The sequence below is a fragment of the Oleiphilus sp. HI0043 genome (genome assembly GCF_001634935.1).
Map to the genome: position 1 here is coordinate 1 of NZ_LWEY01001481.1, position 1,207 is coordinate 1,207.

Annotated in this window: 3 protein-coding genes; all 3 read right to left on the reverse strand. The window is 41.7% G+C overall.

Annotated features, from left to right (window positions below; all coding sequences use genetic code 11):
* A partial coding sequence (locus A3729_RS21100; RefSeq protein ID WP_068634251.1) for a response regulator occupies positions 1 to 249 on the reverse strand: 249 nt, incomplete at its 3' end.
* 61 nt (positions 250 to 310) lie between these two features.
* Positions 311 to 586, reverse strand: a complete 276-nt coding sequence (locus A3729_RS21105; protein WP_068507368.1) for a lipid asymmetry maintenance protein MlaB — start codon at positions 584 to 586, stop codon at positions 311 to 313.
* A 173-nt stretch (positions 587 to 759) separates the two neighbouring features.
* Positions 760 to 1,207, reverse strand: a 448-nt coding sequence (fliJ, locus tag A3729_RS21110) for a flagellar export protein FliJ (RefSeq protein WP_156498059.1), incomplete at its 5' end; no start/stop codon positions are given.

Consider the following 1,207-nt stretch of genomic DNA (forward strand, 5'->3'; position numbering starts at 1 on the left):
GGTGGTCAACATTAAGATTGGAGTAAACTTATAATCCGGTAAGGTTCTGAGGTTCTTAACTAACTCAATACCATCCATTACAGGCATATTCACATCGGATAAAACCAGATCAACAGCAGTAGTTTTTGCTTTATCTAGTGCTTGCTGTCCATCTGCAGCTTCTATCACATCAAAGCCAGCACCTTTAAGAGTGAATGAAACCATTTGTCTCATTGAGGCAGAATCATCTACCGCCAATATTGTTGCCATCTACGTTCTCCCGTATGCGACGATTAAGCAATTTCCCTAAGAAATCAAAATTCAAAAACATTTAGTTAAGATTTAGCATTTGTTCCAAGCCCGCTAACTTAGCAGCCGCTTGCAACTCTTCGGACACGCTTCCCCAAGAAACTTCAGCCTCAGCAGTACGCATTGAAGTAAAAAAGGAAGCAAATAATTGCAAGGCTGCAGTATCCACTCTCGATACTTCTCCCGCACTGATAACGGTTGGAGATGCTAATTTAAGAATCTCTTCCATCTCATGATGTAGCGACTCAACCTTAGCGATATTCACAACACCTTCTAACTCAATTGCTGCTTCACTCATAATCAGCCTAAATCTCACCAAATAGTTATTTCTTCAACTAACTTTAGTAGCTATTTTCAGGAATACCACAAATCATAAACTGATTTTTTATCCCTAGATCGGCAATGAGAGGCTATAGAAAGGATTGATCATCAATGAAGCTTATTATTAAGCCAAGCCTTTGATGCAGCGATCTATTTTCGGCGAAACATCCTGGCTTGAAGAGCGTCTTCCAACTGCTTTTGCTCACGCTTGTCGGCAAGTGCGTTTTCCTCATCCTTGTAGCGCTGAATAAGGTCTGCCAAGCCTTTGGTTTTTTGGTGCAAAGCTGACCACTTTTCTTTGGTAATATTGAACGCTTTTTGTCCCTGATCAACAACAAGCTGTTGTTGCTGGATTGCGACATCAATTTGATTAACAAAGTGCAAGCTTGACTGCAATTGAGTAACGCTCTGGACGCTACCAAGGCCTCGCTTCATATCAGCAAGGTATTGATTATGATATTGTTTGAGATTATCCATTTGCGCAGTCTGATCGTCCAAATAGCGCTTTGCAGCTGTCATCTGCTCCAAAGCCGCTTGCTCGTTTCGCTCTGCCTGATCAAGAACTACCTTCAAACGCTGCGACTTCTTCATAGACAAC